General features: G+C 30.1%; 16 protein-coding genes and 1 pseudogene. 8 read left to right on the top strand and 9 right to left on the bottom strand.

The window, feature by feature from the left end:
* The first annotated feature begins 3 nt into the window (after positions 1–3).
* The 4 genes from IEW75_RS05260 (at position 4) to IEW75_RS05245 (ending at position 3,393) form a co-directional block, all read left to right on the top strand.
* Positions 4–1,086 (top strand): 3-methyl-2-oxobutanoate dehydrogenase subunit VorB, encoded by a 1,083-nt coding sequence (locus IEW75_RS05260; RefSeq protein WP_134247687.1) that lies wholly within the window; start codon positions 4–6, stop codon positions 1,084–1,086.
* Positions 1,083–1,856 (top strand): thiamine pyrophosphate-dependent enzyme, encoded by a 774-nt coding sequence (locus IEW75_RS05255; RefSeq protein ID WP_134247686.1) that lies wholly within the window; start codon positions 1,083–1,085, stop codon positions 1,854–1,856. The genes IEW75_RS05260 and IEW75_RS05255 overlap by 4 nt, the downstream gene beginning before the upstream one ends.
* A 6-nt stretch (positions 1,857–1,862) precedes the next feature.
* Positions 1,863–2,426, top strand: a complete 564-nt coding sequence (locus IEW75_RS05250; RefSeq protein ID WP_134247685.1) for a 2-oxoacid:ferredoxin oxidoreductase subunit gamma family protein — start codon at positions 1,863–1,865, stop codon at positions 2,424–2,426.
* Positions 2,427–2,502: 76 nt separating this feature from the next.
* Positions 2,503–3,393, top strand: a complete 891-nt coding sequence (locus tag IEW75_RS05245; RefSeq protein ID WP_134247684.1) for a TIGR01777 family oxidoreductase — start codon at positions 2,503–2,505, stop codon at positions 3,391–3,393.
* A gap of 21 nt (positions 3,394–3,414) precedes the next feature.
* Here the strand turns inward: IEW75_RS05245 and IEW75_RS05240 are convergent, their stop codons facing one another.
* The 6 genes and pseudogenes from IEW75_RS05240 to tpiA form a co-directional block, all read right to left on the bottom strand.
* The gene (locus IEW75_RS05240; protein ID WP_134247683.1) at positions 3,415–4,704 is read right to left on the bottom strand and encodes an NAD(P)/FAD-dependent oxidoreductase; all 1,290 of its coding nucleotides are present in this window, start codon (positions 4,702–4,704) and stop codon (positions 3,415–3,417) included.
* A gap of 13 nt (positions 4,705–4,717) precedes the next feature.
* Entirely contained in the window at positions 4,718–5,281 is a 564-nt protein-coding gene (locus IEW75_RS05235; protein ID WP_188703983.1) for a hypothetical protein, read from the bottom strand.
* A 33-nt stretch (positions 5,282–5,314) separates the two neighbouring features.
* Positions 5,315–6,266, bottom strand: a pseudogene (locus IEW75_RS05230) (NAD(P)H-dependent flavin oxidoreductase).
* Positions 6,267–6,531: 265 nt separating this feature from the next.
* Positions 6,532–6,807, bottom strand: coding sequence for an ATP-dependent Clp protease adaptor ClpS (locus IEW75_RS05225; RefSeq protein WP_134247681.1), 276 nt, complete (start codon positions 6,805–6,807; stop codon positions 6,532–6,534).
* A gap of 17 nt (positions 6,808–6,824) precedes the next feature.
* On the bottom strand, positions 6,825–7,658 hold the full coding sequence (gene prmA, locus IEW75_RS05220) for a 50S ribosomal protein L11 methyltransferase (RefSeq protein ID WP_134247680.1): 834 nt from the start codon (positions 7,656–7,658) through the stop codon (positions 6,825–6,827).
* Between the two features lie 100 nt (positions 7,659–7,758).
* The gene (tpiA, locus tag IEW75_RS05215) at positions 7,759–8,517 is read right to left on the bottom strand and encodes a triose-phosphate isomerase (protein ID WP_134247679.1); all 759 of its coding nucleotides are present in this window, start codon (positions 8,515–8,517) and stop codon (positions 7,759–7,761) included.
* Positions 8,518–8,874: 357 nt separating this feature from the next.
* On the opposite strand from tpiA, the gene pyrF reads away from it, so the two are divergent.
* From pyrF to IEW75_RS05200, 3 genes are all read left to right on the top strand, one after another.
* Positions 8,875–9,696 carry an orotidine-5'-phosphate decarboxylase gene (pyrF, locus tag IEW75_RS05210; RefSeq protein ID WP_134247678.1) on the top strand — a complete coding sequence of 274 codons (822 nt, stop codon included), beginning with the start codon at positions 8,875–8,877 and terminating at the stop codon, positions 9,694–9,696.
* A 180-nt stretch (positions 9,697–9,876) separates the two neighbouring features.
* On the top strand, positions 9,877–11,367 hold the full coding sequence (locus tag IEW75_RS05205; protein WP_134247677.1) for a CotH kinase family protein: 1,491 nt from the start codon (positions 9,877–9,879) through the stop codon (positions 11,365–11,367).
* A gap of 22 nt (positions 11,368–11,389) precedes the next feature.
* The gene (locus IEW75_RS05200) at positions 11,390–12,196 is read left to right on the top strand and encodes an ABC transporter substrate-binding protein (RefSeq protein WP_134247676.1); all 807 of its coding nucleotides are present in this window, start codon (positions 11,390–11,392) and stop codon (positions 12,194–12,196) included.
* Positions 12,197–12,264: 68 nt separating this feature from the next.
* Here the strand turns inward: IEW75_RS05200 and IEW75_RS05195 are convergent, their stop codons facing one another.
* From IEW75_RS05195 to IEW75_RS05185, 3 genes are all read right to left on the bottom strand, one after another.
* Entirely contained in the window at positions 12,265–12,969 is a 705-nt protein-coding gene (locus IEW75_RS05195; RefSeq protein ID WP_134247675.1) for a DUF4197 domain-containing protein, read from the bottom strand.
* Between the two features lie 5 nt (positions 12,970–12,974).
* Positions 12,975–13,145: a C1orf53 family protein gene (locus tag IEW75_RS05190; RefSeq protein ID WP_158283778.1), complete on the bottom strand. Its 171-nt coding sequence runs from the start codon at positions 13,143–13,145 to the stop codon at positions 12,975–12,977.
* A 68-nt stretch (positions 13,146–13,213) separates the two neighbouring features.
* On the bottom strand, positions 13,214–13,744 hold the full coding sequence (locus IEW75_RS05185) for a DUF4136 domain-containing protein (protein WP_134247674.1): 531 nt from the start codon (positions 13,742–13,744) through the stop codon (positions 13,214–13,216).
* 235 nt (positions 13,745–13,979) lie between these two features.
* Here IEW75_RS05185 and IEW75_RS05180 point away from each other — a divergent pair, with 235 nt between their 5' ends.
* Positions 13,980–17,414 carry a methylmalonyl-CoA mutase family protein gene (locus IEW75_RS05180; RefSeq protein ID WP_134247673.1) on the top strand — a complete coding sequence of 1,145 codons (3,435 nt, stop codon included), beginning with the start codon at positions 13,980–13,982 and terminating at the stop codon, positions 17,412–17,414.
* The last annotated feature ends 21 nt before the right edge of the window (positions 17,415–17,435 follow it).

Below are 17,435 nucleotides of genomic sequence, written 5' to 3'. Positions count from 1 at the left end.
AACATGTCAGAATTAAAATTAATGAAAGGAAACGAAGCATTAGCTGAAGCTGCTATTAGAGCTGGCGTTGATGCTTATTTTGGATATCCTATTACACCACAATCGGAAGTAATTGAATATTTAATGACCGAACGTCCTGAAGAAAGAACAGGAATGGTTGTATTACAAGCCGAAAGCGAAGTTGCAGCAATAAATATGGTTTATGGCGCTGCAAGTACTGGTAAAAAAGTAATGACTTCCTCTTCTAGCCCTGGAATTTCACTTAAATTAGAAGGAATTTCATATTTAGCCGGAGCTGAATTACCGTCTGTAATTGTAAATGTTGTTAGAGGTGGTCCTGGTTTAGGTACAATTCAACCTTCTCAAGCAGATTATTTTCAATCTGTTAAAGGTGGTGGCCATGGAGATTATAAATTATATGTTTTGGCACCTTCATCTGTTCAAGAAATGGCTGATTTTGTAGAAGATGCTTTTGATATAGCTTTTAAATACCGTGCACCTGTTTTAATTCTTTCAGATGGATTGATTGGCCAAATGATGGAAAAAGTAAATCTTAAAGAACAACAAGTTCGATTAACGGATGAAGAAGTAATTAAATTAAATGGTGATTGGGCAACTACCGGTAAAACAAAAAACCGTGAACGTAATATAATTACATCTTTAGATTTACAATCCGAAAAAATGGAAGCAAGAGTTCGTAGATTAATGAAAAAATACGAACAAATGGAGCAAGAAGATATGCGTTACGAAGAATTTCAGACTGAAGATGCCGAATATTTATTTGTAGCCTATGGATCAAGTGCTAGAATCGCTCAGAAAGCGGTACAATTAGCAAGAGCAAAAGGAATAAAAGCAGGTTTATTAAGACCTATAACATTATTCCCATACCCTAAAAAAGTTTTATTTGATTTAGCAGATCAAGTAAAAGGAATTTTAAGTGTTGAATTAAATGCTGGTCAAATGGTAGAAGATGTTCGTCTTTCTGTAGAACACAAAGTACCAGTAGAGCATTTTGGAAGAACTGGAGGTATTATTCACACCCCAGAAGAAGTATTAGAAGCTTTAGAACAAAAATTTATAAAATGAACGTATTAGACATAATAAAACCCGAAAATCAAGTATTTTGTAAATCAAAATTAATGACAGACACTACTTTGTCCTATTGCCCAGGCTGTGGACATGGTACTGCACATAACTTAGCAATGGAAGTAATTGATGAAATGGGAATTTCTGAAGATACTATTGGAGTTGCACCAGTTGGCTGTTCCGTTTTGGCTTACGATTTTATGAATATTGATATAACTCAGGCAGCACACGGACGAGCTCCTGCAGTAGCTACAGCAATTGCTAGAACTTGGCCAGAAAAGTACGTTTTTACATATCAAGGTGATGGTGACTTGGCAGCTATTGGAACGGCAGAAACTATTCACGCTTGCAATAGAGGTGAAAATATTGTAATTATTTTTGTGAATAATGGTATTTATGGAATGACAGGTGGTCAAATGGCACCAACTACTTTAGAAGGGATGCGCTCATCTACTTCACCATATGGTAGAGAAATAGAATCAATGGGGTCTCCTCTAAAAATGACTGAGTTAGTTGCTAATTTACCTGGAGTACATTATGTTACACGTCAAGCTGTGCATACACATAAACACGCAAGGAAAGCTAAAAAAGCTATTAAAAAAGCGTTTGAAAACACACGATTAAAAAAGGGATTGTCTTTTGTAGAAATTGTTTCTAATTGTAATTCTGGTTGGAAAATGACTCCTCTTGAATCTAATATTTGGATGGAAGAAAACATGTTTCCGTACTTCCCTTTAGGTGATATAAAAGTAAACGGAATTTTAAAATAATTAATTATGACAGAAGAAATTATTATTGCAGGCTTTGGTGGACAAGGTGTACTATCAATGGGTAAAATTCTAGCATATTCTGGCATTATGCAAGATCAGGAAGTTAGTTGGATGCCTTCATACGGACCAGAAATGCGAGGTGGTACTGCAAATGTAACCGTTATTTTAAGCGATGATAGAATTAGTTCTCCATATTTAAAAGTTTTTGATACTGCCATTATTTTGAACCAACAAAGTATGGATAAATTTGAAGAAAGTGTAAAACCAGGTGGTATTTTATTATATGAACCAAATGGTATTTCGCACCACCCAAAAAGAACCGATATAAATATTTATCAGATTGAAGCAAATAAACTTTCAACTGAAATGGGAAACAAAAAAATATTTAACATGGTGGTAATGGGTGCTTTTCTGAAAATAAAACCAATTGTTGAATTAGAAAATGTTATTGAAGGCTTAAAAAAATCGTTACCAGAACGATACCACGATTTAATACCATTAAACAAAGAAGCTATTACAAAAGGAATGGAAAGTGTAACTCCTTATATGGCAGAACAAGTAGCTAATTAAAACAATAAATTAAAGTTAAACATTTTTAAAATCGGTTATTTTGTAATATCTTTTGTTGCAAAATAATCGATTTTTTATGGCATCAATTTTAGTAACTGGAGGAACCGGCTTAATTGGTAGTAATCTTTGTGACTTACTTAAATCTAAAGGACACAATGTTTCAATTTTAAGCAGAAGTAAAATAAAAAAAACAACTGTTTTTCATTGGGATATTGAAAAAAGACATATTGATAATAAAGCTATTATAAATACAGATTATATTATTCATTTGGCTGGTGCGGGTATTGCAGATAAACGATGGACTAAATCTAGAAAAAAAGAATTAATAGCTAGCAGGGTTAATTCGACGAACTTATTATTTGAAAAAGTTAAAGAATTAAACCCTGATTTAAAAGGTTTTATATCATCTTCAGGTGTAGGCTACTATGGTGCAATAACTTCAGAAAAAATATTTCAAGAAAATGATACTCCTAACAACGATTTTTTAAGTAAAATTTGTATTCTTTGGGAAAAAGAAGTTAATAAATTTAATTCTCTAAATATTAGAACTGTTATTTTAAGAACTGGTGTGGTATTTTCAAAAGAAGGAGGCGCTTTAGAGAAAATTATAAAACCTATAAAACTTGGTGTAGGTGCTGCTTTAGGAAGTGGAAAACAATATATACCTTGGATTGCTATGGAAGATTTATGCAATATGTATGTCTCTGCAATAGAAAATGCGGAACTTAACGGTGTTTACAATGCAGTTGCGCCAGAACATATTACTAACCAAGGATTGACAAAATCAATTGCAAAAACATTAAAAAAATCGTTGTGGCTTCCTAATGTTCCATCATTTGTTCTAAAAATTGCTTTAGGCGAACTCGCTGTTATTCTTTTACAAGGAAGTAGAGTTTCTTCTGAAAAAATAAAAAAAACTGGATTTAATTTTATTTTTCCTACTATAGAAAAATACTTTTCAAAATAAAAATTAACAATATATATACTATCAAAAAGATTCTTTATTTCTTTTTTTAAATGGCCTTATTATTAAGCGGGTTTCTCTGTCAAAACGAATGTAGTTGTACACCCAATTAAAAAAGACAACAGTTTTATTTCTAAATCCTATTAATGAAAATAAATGAACAAACATCCATACAAACCAGGCAAAAACACCTTGGAATCTTATTTTCTTTAAATCCACTACCGCTTTATTTCTTCCTATTGTAGCCATTGCACCTTTATCAACATATTTAAAAGGTTTTTGCTCTTTATTATTTAATTCCGCAATTAAGTTTTTTGCTACATGAATACCTTGCTGAATGGCAGGCTGTGCCATCATTGGATGTCCTTTAGGAAAACCAGAAATATCCATACAGGCTACATCGCCAATTGCAAAAATATTTTTATGGTTTTTTACTTTATTAAAAGTATCAACTTTAATTCTTTCAGTGCGTTCAACGACACATTCATTATTTAAACCATTAATAGTAGCTCCTTTAACTCCAGCTGCCCAAATCACTGTAGCTGCCTCAAAAGATAAATCAGCATTTGTAGAAATAGTATAACCATCGTAATCTGTTACGTGTGCATTTTTATAAATATTAACTCCTAAATTTATAAGAAAATCTTCTGCCTTTTCGGAAGCTTTTTCGCTCATTGCTTTTAACAATCTATTACTACCTTGGATAATATTTATTTGCATTTGACGAATATCTAGGTCTGGATAATCTTTTGGTAAAATTCCCTTTTTCATTTCAGCCAAAGCACCTGCTAATTCAACTCCCGTAGGTCCACCACCTACTATAATAAAATTCATTAAAGCATTTCTCTTTTCAAAGCTTTTAGTTAATAAGGCGTCTTCAAAATTTTCAATAATTAAACTTCTTAAATTTAAAGATTGTGGAACATTTTTCATAGCCATACTATATTTTTCAATATTTGTATTGCCAAAATAATTTGTTTTAGAGCCTGTTGCAATAATTAAATAATTATATTTTAATTCTCCAATTGTAGTATGAATTTTTCTTTTTTCAGAATCCATCTTTAACACTTCGGTTAATCTAAAATAAAAATTTGGAAGATTTTTAATAACTTTTCTAAGTGGATATGCAATAGAATCTGGCTCTAACCCTCCTGTTGCAACTTGATACAACAAAGGTTGAAATGTATGATAATTGTGTTTGTCTATTAAAACAACTTGTATTTCTTGATTTTTTAACCCTTTTGCAGCAGCAAGCCCAGCAAAACCACCTCCAATAATTACAACTCGAGGGAAACTCGTTTTGGGAATATTCATATTTTTATTAAAATTAGTTTCCAGCTTCAAATTTATTTTTTTTATTTTTTAAATCTTGTTTAAGCACATGTAAATCCTTTTGTGTACTAACAAGATTTAAAATTAATTCTTTTCTTAAAACATCAATATTTTCGTTAAAATAATATGCCCACTTGTATTCTTTAAATATAGTTTTAATTTGCTTTAATTTTTTAAGAGCTAAGTCTAACGTCATTAAAAAATTAGTTGTGGTGTCATTTTCTCTTTTACAACAAACTTCAACTTCCTTATTAAGGAAATCAACTTCTAAATAAAAGTTTTTTTCGGAAGTGTTTAATGGAAAAAAATCTATCCAATTAGCATAACCAATATAATAATTTTGATTTTTATAGTCTTTTACACTACTAATCTTCCATCTGCAATTTGCCACTCTTCCCCAATGATTTGAATAACGATATACTCCCTCATTTGTATAAAAATACAAACTCCCAGATTTACTTTTAAAATGAGTTGATTTTTGTTTAAAAAAATCATTCTGAATTAATTTAAATTCACAATAAGTATGTTTAAAAAAATTTAAATTATTATATTTTCTCAAGTTTGTTTTCGTTTAAAATCTAGAACAAAAATATCAATTAACTAACTTAGCCACAATATCTTTTACTGGTAAAATTTCTTTAGTATATTCTATACTTGGCCCCGCAACCCAAACTGTTTTATATGTTGCCTTTGTAGCTGCATTGGTAACTGCATTTGTACCGATCATATAACGCACCATTTTTACCCATTTTTTTAATTTTTTATTCTTATTTAAAAATGATTCTATCCAAGATTGTTTTGTTCCAATTTTTTGGACATAAGGTGTGTTAATTACTGTACATGGAGTTCCAGAAATACGCTCAGTCATTGTAATATCTTTTTCGCCATAATCTACACAAGCTTGCTTATACTCATCTGTTATCGCAGCCTCTATGGAAGCAATAAATGGACTCCCAGCAGAAACACCTATTGCCCCATAACTTAACATCCTATCAAGATCTTGTCTACATCCTACTCCACCAGCAGAAATTACTGGAATATTACAATTTTCAACTAGTTCTTTTATTAAAATTTCTGGAGAACTGTTTCCCCTATGTCCACCTGCTAAATTGTTAACAGCAATTAGGGCATTTGCATTTAAGCTTTCTACTTTTTTGGCAAATTTTAAATTTGTAACATCGCAAAAAACCTTGATGTTTGTTTTATGTGCTTGTCTTATAGTATCTTCTGGACTACCCAATGAAGTGATAATAAAATCTACTCCTTCTTGACAAATAACTTCTAACTGATCTTTGTATTTTTATGTTAGATTTATTTACAATTAAATTAAAACCAAACGACCCTCCTGCTACTTTTGCTTCTTTTAATTCTATTATTGCAGTCCGCAACTCTTCTAAGGTTCTGTAATTTAATGCTGGAATACATCCTGCAATTCCAGCTTTCATAGCTTCAATTACCATTTTTGTATTAGACACCAAGAACATTGGAGCTTGAATTATTGGATAGGTTATATTTAAAAGTTCTGTAAGTTTTACTGATTTCATCTTTCGGATTTATTCAAATATATGAATATTTTATTATGCACGCATAATAAAACACATACTTAATTAGTACCTTTTATATATACTTTTTTCCTCTGTCTAAATATAGTTAACTAAAATTTAACTTTTGAAACAACCTAATATTGTAAGATTTAAACCTATTACCGTCTAAAGAATAAAGAGTTATATCTTTTTTGGTTTTTAATTAATAATGTTCTTTTGGTTAAGTAACTCTTTTGAAAAGTCGGTATTAAAATACCGGCTTTTTTTATACTATTTCAGCTGAAAGTCCTTTGCTAAGTAATTTTGTACAACGAGATTTTAACTCGTTATATTCACCCGTTTTTACGGTACATTTCCCTTTATAATGCACTAAAATAGTACATTGTTCAGCCTGCTCTAAAGTATGTTCACAAACTTCAATTAAAGAATCAATCACAAAATCAAATGTATTAACATCATCATTAAACAACACAATTTCATATTGATTTGTTTCTTGTTCTAAAGTATCAACCTGGTCTTGTTTTTTTGTTTTTGTACTCATTTGCTAAATATAATAAATTATTTTTTATACTTTATAGCTACCCAATTATTTCGTTCTATAATTGTCTCAATTTTAAAGTCATATTTAGATACTGCTGCATCAATAATTGGAATATCTTCTTGGTAAAAACCACTAAATAAAATTACGCCTTCGTTGTTTAAACAATCCATATAAGATTGCATATCATTCAATAAAATATTTCTATTAATGTTTGCAATAATAACATCGTATTTTTTATTGATTAATAAGGAAGCATCACCTTCAAAAACGGATATATGTTCGCAATTATTACGCTCTACATTTTCTAATGAATTTAAATAACACCAATTATCAATATCAATTGCATCAACAGGTTTTGCACCTTTCATTTCTGCAAAAATTGCTAAAATTCCCGTTCCGCAGCCCATATCTAACACTTTCTTACCTGTTAAATCTATGTTTAACAAATGTTGCACCATCATATGTGTGGTTTCATGGTGTCCTGTCCCAAAACTCATTTTTGGTTCTATTACAATATCATATTTTAAATTTAGATTTTCATGAAACGGAGCTCTAATACTTACTAAGTCATCAACCTGAATTGGGCTAAAATTTTTCTCCCACTCACTATTCCAATTAGTTTGTTCTATAACTTCTTCTTTAATTTCGAATTCAAACTCATCTGAATTTAATATTTGAATATCCTTTAAAATATCTGCATTCCAATCCCCTTCTTGAATATAGGCCGTTACCCCATTCTCAATTTCAACAAAACTTTCAAAACCGGCAAAACCTAATTGTGCAATTAAAATTTCAGTTGCAGGTTCTTTTGGTTCCACTGTAAATGTATATCCAATATATTTTAAATCCATAATATTTTTATTTCAGAATGCAAAAATACGGTTTCCTTTTATAATTTAAGGAAACCGTATTTATAATTTATAAGTTATTTAACTAAATTTTAAATGGTATTTAAAATGATTTTACCAAAGCGATAAAGTTATCAGCATTTAACGCGGCACCACCAATTAAACCACCATCTACATCTTTTTTAGAAAAAATTTCTTTAGCATTTCCAGGATTCACACTTCCTCCGTATAAAACAGAAACGTTTTCAGCAACTTCTACATTGTACTTATCTGCAACAATTTTTCTAATAAAAGCATGCATTTCTTGAGCTTGTTCTGGAGAAGCAGTTTCACCTGTACCAATTGCCCAAACTGGTTCGTAGGCTAAAACTATGTTTTTCCAAGCTTCTGCTGGTAAATGAAACAATCCGTTTTTAATTTGACTTTCAACTACTTTAAAATGGTTGCCTGATTTTCTATCTTCCAGCACTTCGCCAAAACAGAAAATTACTTCCAATCCGTTTGCTAAAGCAGCATTAACTTTTTCAACTAAAATAGCGTCGGTTTCTCCAAAGTATTCACGTCTTTCAGAATGACCTAAAATAACTGTTTTTAGACCTAAAGAAGTTAACATTTCAGCAGAAATCTCTCCTGTAAAAGCACCGCTTTTAGCTTGGTGCATATTTTGTGCAGCAACTTCAACAGATGAACCTTTTGTAGCTTTAACAACCTCACTAATATTAACAAAAGTTGGTGTAACTATTACGCGTGTATTATCTAAATTTAAACCTTTAACTTCACTTACAATTTCACTTGCTAATTGTGTTGATTCTTGAACGTTTTTGTTCATTTTCCAGTTTCCTGCAACTATTTGTTTTCTCATTGTTTTATGTTTTCTAAATTTTATTCTTTTTAACCTTACAAATTTACAATTTTAAGATGAAAAAATGTATGAAATTAGGGACAGTTTCCGCAATCGTTTTCGATTGATTATCAACACACAAACTTGTTTTATTTAATTTTTATCAGCCTATTACCATCTTTTCATTAATCTATCATCATACCAATAAAATAGTGCTATTATGTATTAAATAATTAAAATTATAAACAGCATAATACAAAAAAGTTAACAGTTTATAAAATTATTTTTTTTTATAATTAACAAAAGTATTTTATTTAAGAAGAGCTATAGCTTAAAGTATTAAAATTACTACTTTTGCCTAATTCTTTATTTTATATTATGAACAGACAAGAACTTATTGCTCAAATTCAACAAAAAAAATCGTTTTTATGCATAGGATTAGACATTGATTTAGCAAAAATCCCGACACATTTATTAGCAGAAGAAGATCCTATTTTCGAATTCAATAAACAGATAATTGATGCTACCCACCATTTAGCAGTTTCATACAAACCAAATACCGCTTTTTATGAAGCTTATGGTATAAAAGGTTGGCAAGCTTTGGAAAAAACCATTGACTATATCAATACAAATTACCCTGAATTATTTACAATTGCTGACGCCAAACGTGGTGATATTGGCAACACATCAACTATGTATGCAAAAGCATTTCTTGAAGATTTAAATTTTGATTCTGTAACTGTTGCTCCGTATATGGGAAGTGATTCTGTAGAACCATTTTTAGCTTTTGAGAACAAGAACACTATTCTTTTAGCATTAACATCTAACAAAGGTGGTGTAGATTTTCAAGGACTTAAAACTGAAAATGAGGAATTGTATAAAAAGGTATTAAAAACTGCATTGACTTGGAAAAATTCAGAAAACTTAATGTTTGTTGTTGGAGCTACAAAAGCAGAATATTTTGAAGACATTCGAAAAATTGTTCCAAATCACTTTTTATTAGTCCCAGGAGTTGGGGCACAAGGTGGTAATTTACATGATGTTTGTAAATATGGTTTAACTAAAGATTGTGGTTTACTTATAAATTCTTCAAGAGGAATTATTTATGCTGGAACTAATGAGAATTTTGCACAAGAAGCACAAAAAGAAGCATTAAAATTACAACAAGAAATGGCGACTATTTTAGATAGTAGTTGGTAGATCTTTGAATTTAAGAAAGGCTGTATAAATTTTCACGCAATTTTGGTTAAAAAACATTAGAAATAAAAACTTCAATTCAAGATTTTAAAACCATAATAATCCTAAACATTTCAAAACAACTGTATTAATAACGTTTATTAAATCTTTTATTGGTAAATTCGTAAACTTAAATTCAAAACAATGCACAAATTATTTAAGCAGTCAAATTTAATTTATTTTTACCTAATAATTAGTTTTATAAGTGTTGTAGGATGCACTAAAAACGAAACTTCCTCTCTTCCAGAAATAGAAGATACAAATCTGGTTTTTGAAAGTTTAGTTTTTGAAAAGAAAAACAACCCTAATTTAAGTGAAGATATCGTTTTTGATATTACAGACGGTATTATAAATGGAAAGCTAAAAAAATATTTTTTCAATGCTATTCCTACATTTTCTACAAATGCAACTATTGTAGAAATAAATGGTTTAGAGCAAATTAGCGAAAAAAACAGTGTAGATTTTAGAAAACTAATCACTTACAATCTAAAATCAGCATCAGGAACCGTTAAAGCATATACCGTTAATATTTCTTGGGACGATGCCTTAGCTCATATTTATTTTAACACTGAAGGAGGTGCACCAATTATATCTAAAGATGATTATTTATATGGTGTTTTAACAATTGATGGACAATCTAGATATGAAGATTTAGTGATTGATTCCAGAATAAAAGGTAGGGGAAATTCGACTTGGGTTTTGCCAAAGAAACCATATAAATTAAAATTGAGTGAAGATGCATCTATTTTAGGTTTAGCGCCTGAAAAAGATTGGGTATTATTAGCAGATTATCTAGACGGTACACATTTGCTAAACGCTGTGGCTTTTAAAGTTGGGCAAATGTTAGAAATGCCATTTACCAATACAATAATACCTGTAGAAGTAACCATAAATAATGAATATCAAGGCTTATATAATTTAACAGAACAAGTAGAAGTAAAATCGAATAGAGTAAATGTAGGTAAAGATGGTTTGCTATTAGAACTAGATGCTAATTATGATGAAGAATGGCAGTTTAAATCAGCCACTTATAATTTACCCGTATTAATAAAAGATCCAGAATTAGATAATACATCTGAATTAGCTGCTATTAAAAGTGATTTTGAAACCTTAGAAGAACTTATTGCTGCTGATAATTTTCCAAATAATAATTACCGAGATTATATAGATGACATTTCTATTGCCAAGTATTTAATTGTATATATGCTTACTCTCAATGAAGAAATTAATCATCCAAAAAGCACATATATTCATAAAACCGCTACAGGAAAATATACAATGGGTCCATTATGGGACTTTGATTGGGGTTATGGGTATGAAGGTACAGGCTGGCATTTTAATAATTATAATAAAGATTTATTTTGGTCCAATCCAAGCAAAGGAACTAAGTTTTTTACAAGACTAATGTCCGACCCTATAATTGAAGCATTAATAAAAGAATATTGGGAAGATTTTAAAGCCAATCACTATTCAGATTTAATGGATTATATTAATGAGTATGATTTTATTACTCAAGGAGCAAAAGCTAGAAATTCATCTTTATGGCCTCATAATAATGAAAAAGATGTTGATAAACTAAAACAATGGATTGAGAATAGAATATCGTATATGAATACCTTTATAAATAACCTTTAAAAGTATTTTTAAACCAAATATCATGAAAACAATTAAAGATCAAATAGGAAGAGAAATTACCTTAAAAACAACACCAAAAAGAATTATTTCTTTAGTTCCTTCCCAAACTGAATTGTTATATGATTTAGCTTTGGAGAATGAGTTGATTGGTATAACAAAATTTTGCGTACATCCTTACCATTTAAAAGCTACAAAAAAAATTATTGGAGGTACTAAAAAAGTAGATTTTGATAAAATTAAAGCTTTAAATCCTGATTTTATTTTATGTAATAAGGAAGAAAATTCTTATGAAATGCTACCCGAGTTAGAAAAAATTGCACCAACATATTTTTCAGACGTAAATACCTTTCAACAAGCTATAGATTTAATTTTACATTTAGGAAGTATTCTTAACCGAAGAACTGAGGCGGATAATTTAGTGCATAAAATTGAATTTAAAATGAATGATTTTAAACAATTTATAAAAAGCAAGCCAATTAGAAAAGTAGCTTATTTTATTTGGGCAAAACCTTGGATGGTTGTTGGCAATGATACTTTTATTAACAAAATGATGCAATTAAATAAGTTTGAAAACATTTACGAAAATATGAGTCGTTACCCTAAAGTTGAAATTAATAGAATAAGACATGAAGGAGATCCAGACGTTGTTATTTTATCATCTGAACCCTTTCCATTTAAAGATGAACACGCCATGGAAATTGCCTCTTTTACAAACCGCTCAATTACGGTTTTTGGCGATGGAGAAATGTTTAGTTGGTATGGATCTCGAATGCTCTTAGCATTTGATTATTTTAAAGAATTACACAAAAAGTTAGAGAGTCACTTTTAAACATATTATAACTAAAAAAGCCTTTCAATTAAATTTGAAAGGCTTTTTTAAAAGAAATAAGTTTTAAATTATTTGTCTTGTAAAGCAAAAACTTTTTTTAGCAAATCAGAAGTTCTGCTACTTACTTTTTCTCTTATTTCTTTTTCTTCAACTTCAACCATTGCAAAAACCCCCTTTAATGCTTCAACAGTAACGTAGTCTGTTAAATCTGGATTTACATTATTTGTTAACGGTAAGTTATTGTATTTTGTAATAAGATTTGTCCAAATTTTATCTGCACCAACTTTTTGGAAAGAATTAGTAATAATAGGATTGAATTTTTGGTACAAGGCTTCAGAAGTTGCCGTTTGCAAATACTGTGTTGCCGCATTTTTTTCACCTAACAAAATGTTTTTTGCATCTGTAAAGGTCATTTCTTTAATTGCATCCACAAAAACTGGTATTGCTTCTCCTACTGCATCTTCAGCTGCCCTATTTAATACTTTTAAACCTTCATCTGCCAATTTAGACAAACCAATTGCACGCAACGTTTTATCAACTTTTTGCAACTCTTCTGGAAGTAAAATTCGCGTTAATTCATTTTTATAAAAACCATCATCAACAGCTAACTTTGTCACTTGATTAGTAATTCCCCTATTTAAAGCTTCTTTTAAACCACCAGCAATTTGATCGTTTGTAATACCTCCATTTGGCAATTGATTAATAACTTGCTGTAATTCTGTACAACTAGAAAATTGAAAAATTACTACAATTAATAGTATTTTTTTTAGCATTGTTTTTATTTTTTAAATGAATCAGTTTTTTTATCGTATCCAAACGGGCAATGTTTACAACCATTTTTACAACAATAACCTCTTTTTAGATGATACTTTTCAGTAAAAACACGAAAACCTTGTTCGTTAATATAGTAATCTCCTTCTTCTAAAGGAGTGGTTTTATTAAATTCCATTGCGCAAAAATAACATAAAAAAAACGTTCTGAAATTTCAGAACGTTTTTAATTCGTATTTGACTATATTTATTCAATAACAGGTGGGTATTTAGACATTATTTCAGCAACAAATTCTTTAATTCTTTCTTCTTTTTTAGCAACATTCCCAGAAGTTGTTAAACCACCACTTCCAATTCCTTGCCAAGCTAATTCTTTCTTTTCAGCATCTATTAAATCTATAAATAACGTTCCTTCGGTATATTTAGAAATGTGCATTCCAAAATTTGGTCCATAATACCAAGGGTGCCAACCAAAATGCATTGAACTATTATTATACACATCTACTTTCTGACGAGATTTTGTAAAAATATTTACCAAGACATCTGGATTTTCGGATTTTGTAAAGCCTTTAGCCAATAATTCTTTTTCAACAGCTTTTAAAATTCTACGTTTATCTAAATCCGATAATTCTACTTTATCAATTCCTTTTTTGTAAAAAGCAAACGTTTTGTACTGAGAAAAATCAGTTGATGTATCATAATCTGAAGTAACTCGAACTGAACTACAAGATGCAACTAAAAAAAGTAAGACTAATGGAAGTAATTTTATGGCTTTCATGTTATTGAGTTTTATTTTATTAACTAATTCTATACTTTTAAGTTATCAAGAATCATACCATAATATTAATATTTTAAAAGCACATACTTATAAATAGATCTAGGTTTCTTTTTAATATTTTTTCATAAAAAAACAAGCAAAAACAACTGGCTATAAAGTTAGATATTTGTTAAATATCATATAAGCTTTTAAAAAAATCATAAATTGCACTCAATAAATTAGTCAATTTTACAAAATGAAAAAAATAGCACCATATAAACCGGTAAACAAATTAAGAATTGTTACAGCAGCATCTCTTTTTGATGGACATGATGCTGCCATAAACATTATGCGCAGAATCATTCAATCAACTGGCGTAGAAGTTATTCATTTAGGTCATGATAGAAGTGTTGAAGAAGTTGTAAATTGTGCTATTCAAGAAGGTGCAAATGCTATTGCAATTACATCTTATCAAGGTGGACATACAGAATATTTCAAATACATGTTCGATCTTTTAAAAGAAAAGAATGCTTCACATATTAAACTATTCGGTGGCGGTGGTGGTGTAATTCTGCCTTCAGAAATTGAAGAATTAATGCATTATGGAATTACAAGAATATATTCTCCTGATGATGGAAGAAGCATGGGTTTGCAAGGAATGATTAATGATATGGTTGAGAAAAGTGATTTTGCAACTGGTGAAATTGTTGATTTTAAAGTTGCTGACCTTCAACATAAAAATAATAGACAATTAGCAATTTCCATTTCAGCTGCTGAAAATTTTTCAGAAAAGCATGTTGAATTTCTTAATAAATTAAGAAAAAATGCGAACAAATCTAAAACTCCAGTTTTAGGAATTACTGGAACAGGCGGTTCTGGAAAATCCTCAACCGTAGATGAAATTGTGAGACGCTTTTTGATTGATTTTCCTGAAAAAACTATTGCAATTGTATCTGTGGATCCTTCAAAACGTAAAACTGGAGGTGCTCTTTTAGGTGATAGAATTAGAATGAATGCTATTAATAACAACCGTGTTTATATGCGCTCTTTAGCTACACGACAGGCTAATTTAGCATTGTCTAAACATGTAAACGATGCAGTTGATATTTTAAAAGTCGCTGGTTTTGATTTGGTTATTTTAGAAACTTCGGGTATTGGACAAAGTGATACTGAAATTACCGACCATTCTGATCTTTCTATGTATGTTATGACTCCAGAATATGGAGCGGCAACGCAATTAGAAAAAATTGATATGCTAGATTTTGCTGATGTAATTGCACTAAATAAATTCGATAAACGTGGTGCCTTAGATGCACTTAGAGATGTTAAAAAGCAATACCAACGCAATCATAATTTATGGGAAGAAGCCACAGATGAAATGCCTGTTTTTGGAACTGTCGCATCACAATTTAACGATCCTGGAACCAACAAATTATACAGTTTTTTAATTAAAAAATTGAACGAAAAAACAACTGAAAATTTTGAAAGTAGCATTCAACTTTTAGAAGACTTTAGCGAAAAACAATTTATAATTCCTCCAAACAGAACTCGTTATTTATCTGAAATTACCGAAAATAATAGAGCCTACAGTAAAGATAGTTTGCAACAAAAAGAAGTTGCTGAAAGATTATATGGTATTTATAAAACTATTGAATCAGTAACTACTGTTAAACCTAAACTAACACAAATCGGATTGAATGAGGATGATGTTCTCAAACAAGTTCTAAATAACAATAATAAAGAGTTCATTTCACTTCTTTTTAAAGAATTTTCAAAAATTAAAATGGATTTAAATCCACATAATTGGAACATTATTTTAAACTGGGAAAGCAAAAAGCAATCCTATAAAAATGATGTGTATTCTTATAAAGTTCGTGATAAAGAAATTAATATAAAAACACATAGCGAATCACTTTCCCATATACAAATTCCAAAAATAGCTTTACCAAAATATGAAGCTTGGGGAGCAATTTTACATTGGACATTAGAAGAAAACGTGCCTGGAGAATTTCCTTATACAGCTGGCCTATTTCCGTTCAAAAGAACTGGTGAAGATCCTACCCGAATGTTTGCAGGTGAAGGAAGTCCAGAACGCACAAACAGGCGGTTTCATTATGTAAGTTTAGGCATGCCAGCAAAACGTTTATCCACCGCTTTTGATTCTGTTACTCTATATGGAAACGATCCCGATGTTCGTCCAGATATTTATGGGAAAATTGGAAATGCTGGAGTTTCTATTTGTTGTTTAGATGACGCAAAAAAGTTATATTCTGGGTTCGAGTTAACAAATCCTATGACTTCCGTTTCTATGACAATTAATGGTCCAGCACCAATGATGTTAGGCTTTTTTATGAATGCCGCAATAGATCAGGAATGTGAAAAATATATTTTAGAAAATAATTTAAAAAATGAAATTGAGACTAAAATAACTTTAATTTACAAGAAAAAAGGAATTGACAGACCTAAATACCAAGGCGATTTACCCGAAGGAAATAATGGTTTAGGTTTATTATTATTAGGTGTTACAGGTGATGAGGTTTTACCAAAAGAAGTATATCAAAAAATTAAAACTGCAACAATTTCTAAAGTTAGAGGAACTGTACAGGCAGATATTTTAAAAGAAGACCAAGCACAAAATACCTGTATTTTTTCTACCGAATTTGCCTTGCGTTTAATGGGTGATGTACAAGAATATTTTATAGAAAATAATGTTCGTAATTTTTATTCGGTTTCAATTTCTGGCTATCATATTGCAGAAGCCGGAGCAAATCCAATTTCGCAACTCGCTTTTACATTAGCAAACGGTTTTACTTATGTTGAATATTACCTTTCCAGAGGAATGGACATTAACAAATTTGGTCCAAATTTATCGTTTTTCTTTTCAAACGGAGTTGATCCAGAATATGCCGTAATTGGAAGAGTAGCTCGTAAAATTTGGGCGAAAGCTTTAAAAAATAAATACGGAGCAAATGCACGTGCACAAATGTTAAAGTATCATATTCAGACTTCAGGGAGAAGCTTACATGCTCAAGAAATTGATTTTAATGATATTAGAACAACACTACAAGCGTTATACGCCATTTACGATAATTGTAATAGTTTACATACCAATGCTTATGACGAAGCAATTACAACTCCAACCGAAGAAAGTGTGCGCAGAGCAATGGCAATTCAATTAATTATTAATAAAGAATTAGGATTAACAAAAAATGAAAATCCAATTCAAGGTGCTTTTATAATTGAAGAATTAACCGACTTAGTGGAAGAAGCTATTTATGCTGAATTTGATAGAATTACAGACAGAGGTGGCGTTTTAGGAGCTATGGAAACCATGTATCAGCGCAGTAAAATACAAGAAGAAAGTTTGTATTATGAGACTTTAAAACACAATGGAGAATTTCCAATTATTGGTGTAAATACATTTTTAAGTAGTAAAGGTTCCCCAACAGTTTTACCTCAAGAAGTAATTAGAGCAACTGAAAAAGAGAAACAATATCAAGTAAGTATTGTTAAAAATTTAAACAAAGGAAATGTCCATAAAACATCCGAACAACTTCAATTATTAAAACAGAAATCTATAAATAACAAAAATATCTTTGAACAGTTAATGGAAGCTTGTAAAGTATGTTCCATCGGTCAAATTACAGAAGCTTTATTTCAAGTTGGCGGACAATATAGAAGAAACATGTAGGTGTTTATTAATTTAATTATT

Source organism: Lutibacter litoralis (assembly GCF_014646675.1).
GTDB classification, from domain to species: Bacteria; Bacteroidota; Bacteroidia; order Flavobacteriales; family Flavobacteriaceae; genus Lutibacter; species Lutibacter litoralis.
This window is presented reverse-complemented; position numbering and strand designations above follow the sequence as displayed.